Annotated in this window: 5 protein-coding genes; 4 read left to right on the top strand and 1 reads right to left on the bottom strand. The window is 66.9% G+C overall.

Annotation, left to right across the window (positions count from 1 at the left end; translation table 11 throughout):
* Positions 1-168: 168 nt before the first annotated feature.
* The 3 genes from ACIPIA_RS09340 (at position 169) to ACIPIA_RS09330 (ending at position 3,228) form a co-directional block, all read left to right on the top strand.
* Positions 169-1,134 (top strand): Bug family tripartite tricarboxylate transporter substrate binding protein, encoded by a 966-nt coding sequence (locus ACIPIA_RS09340; protein WP_400508823.1) that lies wholly within the window; start codon positions 169-171, stop codon positions 1,132-1,134.
* A gap of 100 nt (positions 1,135-1,234) precedes the next feature.
* Positions 1,235-1,714, top strand: coding sequence for a tripartite tricarboxylate transporter TctB family protein (locus tag ACIPIA_RS09335; protein ID WP_400508821.1), 480 nt, complete (start codon positions 1,235-1,237; stop codon positions 1,712-1,714).
* 14 nt (positions 1,715-1,728) lie between these two features.
* A complete protein-coding gene (locus ACIPIA_RS09330) occupies positions 1,729-3,228 on the top strand; it encodes a tripartite tricarboxylate transporter permease (RefSeq protein ID WP_400508819.1) in 1,500 nt (499 codons plus the stop codon).
* Here ACIPIA_RS09330 and ACIPIA_RS09325 read toward each other — a convergent pair.
* Positions 3,209-4,252 (bottom strand): SDR family oxidoreductase, encoded by a 1,044-nt coding sequence (locus ACIPIA_RS09325; protein WP_400508817.1) that lies wholly within the window; start codon positions 4,250-4,252, stop codon positions 3,209-3,211. The two genes, ACIPIA_RS09330 and ACIPIA_RS09325, sit on opposite strands and share 20 nt — an antisense overlap.
* A gap of 173 nt (positions 4,253-4,425) precedes the next feature.
* Between ACIPIA_RS09325 and ACIPIA_RS09320 the strand changes: the two genes are divergently transcribed.
* Positions 4,426-5,716: APC family permease (locus ACIPIA_RS09320; protein WP_400508815.1), on the top strand; the 1,291-nt coding region annotated here is incomplete at its 3' end.

Here is a 5,716-nt window from a genome sequence, read left to right as displayed (position 1 = left end):
ATGGTCGTAGAACGAACGGTGTAGAAGATGCGACGAAACCCCGATCGCGCCGAAAATTCTTGACTTCCAATTATGCAATCAGGCGCAATTGACGGCGAGCGCGGCAAGGTGCCACAGGCGAAGCCGCCTGCAAGAAACCCGCGGCAAAGCCCGCAAGCGGAGGAATCCATGCTGACATCCCTTCTGAAGCGCACGGCCCTGACAGCGGTTGCTCTCGCCGCCCTGTCGACGGCGGCCTTCGCCCAGCTCAACGAACTGAAGATCATGGCTCCCGCGGCGCCCGGCGGCGGCTGGGACGGCACCGCGCGCTCGATGCAGCAGGCGCTGACGGCATCGGGCCTCGTCAAGAGCGTGCAGGTCAACAACGTCACCGGCGCGGGCGGCACCATCGGCCTCGCCCAGCTCATCGGCGCGAAGGGCGATGGCCACCAGCTGATGGTCAACGGCTTCGTGATGGTCGGTGCGATCCTGCTCAACAAGTCGCCGGTCAACCTGAGCCAGGTGACGCCGATCGCGCGCCTGACTGCCGAGGCAGAAGTCATCGTCGTCCCGACGGAATCCCCGCTCAAGACCGCCAAGGACCTGGCCGAGCGCCTCAAGGCGGACCCGGCCAAGGTAACCTGGGCCGGCGGCTCGGCCGGCGGCACCGACCACATCCTGGCCGCCCTGTTCGCCCAGGCCGTCGGCGCCGACGCCAAGAAGATCAACTACATCCCGTTCTCGGGCGGCGGCGAGGCTCTCGCTGCGATGCTCGGCGGGCGCGTCACCGCCGGCGTGTCGGGCTACGGCGAGTTCGAGGGCCAGATCAAGGCGGGCAAGCTGCGCGTCCTCGCCGTCTCCTCGCCCAAGCGCCTCGACAATGCGCCGGACGCCCCGACGCTCAAGGAGCAGGGCATCAATCTCGAGCTGCTGAACTGGCGCTCGGTCGTCGCCCCTCCCGGCCTCTCGGCCGAGCAGACCAAGGCCCTGACGGAGACCGTCGAGAAGATGGTCAAGACCAAGGAATGGCAGGAAATCCTCAAGGCCCGCGGCTGGGATGACGCCTTCCTCGCCGGCGCCGCCTTCGACACCTTCCTGAAGGGCGAGATCGAGCGCGTCTCGAAGGTGATGACCGAAGTCGGCCTGGTGAAGTAAGCCGGGCAGCATCGCCAGAATCGAAGGGGCCGGGAAACCGGCCCCTTTTTTCCCCGCCAGAATCGCCTTCGAAGGCGCCGGCCTCCATCACGGGAACGCCATGACGAACGAGTCTCGGACACAAGCTGTCAACAAGCCCGCCCTGATCGTGGGCGTGCTGCTGTTGATCGTCGCCGCCCTCGTCGGCCACGACGCATCCACGCAGACCATTACCTCGACCTATGGCATCGGGCCCACAGCCATGCCCTATGTCGTGACGGTCGGGTTGGTCATCCTCGGCCTGGCGCATTTCGTCGTGGCATTTCGCGAAGGCCTGCCCCAGCCGGAGGAAGCCGACAACAAGGCCCTGCTCTGGATCGCCGGCGGCCTCGTCTTCCTGATTGCCTGCATCGGGCTAGGCGGCGGCTTCATCATCGCCATCGCGGTCGTATTCGCCTGCACCGCGCGCGGCATGGGCCGGCAGGCCCTCCTGGTCGACGCAGCCATCGGTTTCGTCCTCGGCCTCATCATCTTTCTCGTCTTCGCGAAGCTCCTGACGCTGATCCTGCCGTCGGGACCGCTCGAGCAACTCTTCCTCTGAGCCGGGGCTGAACGATGGACACCTTGCTCTCGCTGCTGAACGGCTTCGGCGTCGCCTTCGAGCCCTCCAAGCTGCTGTTCTGCCTGATCGGCGTCTTCCTCGGCACCGCGGTCGGCGTGCTGCCCGGCATCGGCCCCGCGCTGACGGTGGCGCTGCTGCTGCCGGTGACGTTCAAGCTCGACCCGGCCGGCTCGCTCATCATGTTCGCCGGCATCTATTACGGCGGCATGTACGGTGGCTCGACCACCGCGATCCTGCTCAATGCTCCCGGCGAGAGCGCCTCGCTCGCCACCGCGCTCGAAGGCTCGAAGATGGCCAAGGCCGGCCGCGGCGGCCCGGCTCTGGCGACCTCGGCGATCGGCTCCTTCGTCGCCGGCCTGATCGCGACGATCGGACTTGCCTTCCTTGCGCCCTGGCTGGTCGAGGTCGCCGTCAAATTCGGTCCATGGGACTATTTCGCCCTGATGATCGTGGCCTTCGTCACCGTCTCCGCAACTTTCGGCGACTCGCCGCTGCGCGGCCTCACCAGCCTATTCCTCGGCATCACGCTGGGCCTGATCGGCATCGACAAGCTGACCGGACAGGCCCGGCTGACATTCGGCGTGCCGGAACTGCTCAACGGCGTCGAGGTGACAACGCTCGCGGTTGGCCTATTCGCGGTGGGCGAAGCCTTCTATGTCGCGTCCAAGCGCTTCCGCGAGCCCGAGGAGATCATTCCGATCAAGGGCTCGCTGTGGATGACGAAGCAGGACTGGAAGCGTTCATGGGCGCCCTGGCTGCGCGGCACCGCCTTCGGCTTCCCGATCGGCGCGCTGCCGGCCGGTGGCGCCGAGGTACCGACGTTCCTGAGCTACTCCACCGAGAAGAGGCTCTGCAAATACCCGGACGAGTTCGGCAAGGGCGCGATCGAGGGCGTCGCTGGACCTGAAGCTGCGAACAATGCCTCGGCCGCCGGCACGCTGGTGCCGCTGCTGACGCTCGGCCTGCCAACCTCCGCGACGGCAGCAATCATGCTTGCCGGCTTCCAGCAATACGGCCTCAATCCCGGCCCGCTGCTCTTCGCCGAGAAGCCGGATCTGGTCTGGGGCCTGATCGCCTCGCTCTTCATCGCCAATGTCATGCTGGTGATCCTCAACCTGCCGCTGATCGGGCTGTGGGTCCGGTTGCTGGCGATCCCGCAACCGTGGCTCTATGCCGGCATTCTCGTGTTCGCGACGATGGGCACGCTGGCCGTGAACGGCTCTCCGGTCGAGCTCGGCATGCTCTTCGTGTTCGGCTTCATAGGTTATCTGATGCGCCGCTACGACTATCCGGTCGCGCCAATGGTGGTCGGGCTGATCCTCGGGCCGATGGCTGAGCAGCAGCTTCGTCGCGCGCTGCAGATCAGCCTGGGCGATCCGATGATACTCCTGGAGAATCCGATCTCGGCGACCCTGCTCGGGATCGCCTTCCTGGCCCTGGTCGCGCCCTTCGCCATGAAGGGCCTGAACAAGTTCAAGGCTTCGGAGGACTGACGAGGCCGAGCCGCAGGAGGCTCTCGCCGGTCGCGACGAGAGCCTCCGCAGCCGGCCGCGGCTGCCAGCCCAGCATGGCCTGCGCCTTCGCGCTGGTCGCGTTCTTGACGCGGCCGAGTTCAGGCGTCGCCGCCTGCCGTGCTGTCGCGCTGAAGCGCGCGGCGAGACGCACCAGCCAGTCGGGCAGGACGCGGGTCGAAACAGCTGCCGCACGCGCGCCGAGCCCGTCCTTCAGCGCCTGGGCGATGGCCTGCATCGCCATGAAGTCGCCCCCGGTAGCGAGAAAGCGCTCGCCTGCGGCGGCTGGATCGGTCATGGCGCGCAGATGCAGGTCGGCGACGTCTCGCACGTCGACGACGCCGAACATCAGCCGCGGCACGGCCCAGAGCCGCCCCTCCAGCATCGTCTTCACCAACAGGATGGAGGCCGAGAGGTCCGGCCCCAGCAGCGGCCCGAAGATGCCGACCGGGTTGACCACGGCGAGCTCGAGCCCCTGCCCTTCACCGTCGACGAAATCCCAGGCGGCGCGCTCGGCAAGGGTCTTCGATTTCGGATAGGCAGCGAGCCCTCGCGCAGACAGGTCCGTCCAGTCGCGCTCGTCATAGGGGCGCTTCACAACCCGCCCATAGCCGATGGCGGCGAAGGACGACGTCAGCACCACGCGCCGCACCCCGGCGCGGCGCGACGCGCGCAAGACGCGCAGCGTGCCCTCGCAAGCCGGCCGGATCAGCTCGCTCTCATCCTTCGGAGCTGCGGCCGCAAGCGGAGACGCGACATGCAGCACATAGGCGCAACCTGCGGTCGCCCCGTCCCAGCCTTCGTCCCCCATCAGATCGGCAGCGGCAACCTGCAGGCGCCCGTCCGCCTCCTCGCCCGCTGCGCGCAATGCATTCCGCAACGCGGCTTCCCGCTGCGGCGAGCGCAACGTCGTGCGGACGTCGTAGCCCGCCTGCAGCAGCGCCAGGATGCAATGCCCCGCGACAAAGCCGGAGCCTCCGGTCACGAGGACGAGATCGCGGGTCATGCTCCGGGGCTCCAAGGCTAGGCGTCGCTGCTCCGCAGATAGGCCGACCGTCCGGCGAACACCAGAGCCGAAGGCGTGCTGCGACGTCATCACCAGCCATGAACAAATACGGCGGAACTGTGTTGTCCCAAGGCCGGCGTCGCGCTCGATGCCGCGGCAGAGGGAGACGATCGATGAGCGACATCACACTGGGCAAACAGACCGGGAAGGCCGCCGAGCCAGCCCCCGAGCCTAGTCTGCACCGAGTGATGGGGCCGTGGCTGCTGCTGCTCTTCATCGTCGGCGACATCCTTGGAACGGGCATCTACGCGTTGACCGGGCAGGTCGCCAAGCAGGTCGGGGGCGTGGTCTGGCTCCCGTTTCTCGTGGCTTTCGCGGTGGCGATGGTGACGGCCTTCAGCTATCTCGAACTCGTCACGAAATACCCGAAGGCGGCGGGCGCCGCGCTCTATACGCACAAAGCCTTCGGCATCCATTTCGTCACCTTCATCGTCGCCTTCGCAGTGATGTGCTCCGGCATCACATCAGCCTCGACGGCCTCCCGTGCCTTCGCGGCGAACATGTCCAGCTCGCTGAATCTCGGCTTCTCCGGGGGCGTCGGCATCACCTTGATCGGCCTCGCCTTCATGGCGATCGTCGCCATCGTCAACCTGCGCGGCGTCGGCGAAAGCGTGAAGGCCAACGTCGTGCTGACCTGCGTCGAGCTCACCGGCCTGCTGATCATCATCACCATCGGCCTGATGGCGATCGGCGCCGGCCAGGGCGATGTCTCGCGCGTCCTGCAGTTCAAGACGGCGACCGAAGGCGGCGCTTTCTGGCCTGTCATCGCGGCCACGACGCTCGCCTTTTTCGCGATGGTCGGCTTCGAGGACTCGGTGAACATGGCCGAGGAATGCAAGAATCCCACCCGGATCTTCCCGAAGGTGCTTCTCGCGGGCCTTGCCATCACCGGCGTAATCTACGTGCTGGTCTCGATCTCCGCGATCACGCTTGTGCCGCCCGAGCAACTCGGCGAAGGCGAGACGCCCCTGCTCAAGGTGGTGCAGGCCGGCGCACCGAACTTCCCGCTCTGGATATTCGGCTTCATCACCATGTTTGCGGTCGCCAACAGCGCGCTCATCAACATGCTGATGGCGAGCCGGCTGGTCTACGGCATGAGCCGGGAGCATGTCCTCCCGCCGGTGCTGGGCAAGGTCCATGCGACCCGGCGCACGCCCTATGTCGCGATCGGCTTCACCAGCCTGCTGGCCTTCGGCCTGATCACCTTCGTCGGCGAGGTGCCGGCGCTGGGCGGCACGACAGCGCTGCTCCTGCTCTGCGTCTTCACCGTGGTGAACATCGCCGTGCTCGCGCTGCGCAAGGACGCAGTCGAGCACGACCATTTCCGCACGCCGACGCTGCTGCCGGTGATCGGCGCGCTGTCCTGTGCCTTCCTCGCGGGGCCATGGACCGGCCGCGACCCCG

This window comes from Allobosea sp. CER48 (assembly GCF_044752385.1).
Taxonomy (GTDB): domain Bacteria; phylum Pseudomonadota; class Alphaproteobacteria; order Rhizobiales; family Beijerinckiaceae; genus Allobosea.
The sequence above is the reverse complement of the archived record's forward strand: the minus strand, read 5'-3'. Positions and strand labels throughout refer to the sequence as shown.

What these genes read in the sequence shown, in the direction of transcription:
- ACIPIA_RS09340 (WP_400508823.1), top strand. Translation starts at nt 169, where the DNA reads ATGCTGACATCCCTTCTGAAGCGCACGGCCCTGACAGCGGTTGCTCTC.
- ACIPIA_RS09335 (WP_400508821.1), top strand. Translation starts at nt 1,235, where the DNA reads ATGACGAACGAGTCTCGGACACAAGCTGTCAACAAGCCCGCCCTGATC.
- ACIPIA_RS09330 (WP_400508819.1), top strand. Translation starts at nt 1,729, where the DNA reads ATGGACACCTTGCTCTCGCTGCTGAACGGCTTCGGCGTCGCCTTCGAG.
- ACIPIA_RS09325 (WP_400508817.1), bottom strand. Translation starts at nt 4,252, where the DNA reads ATGACCCGCGATCTCGTCCTCGTGACCGGAGGCTCCGGCTTTGTCGCG.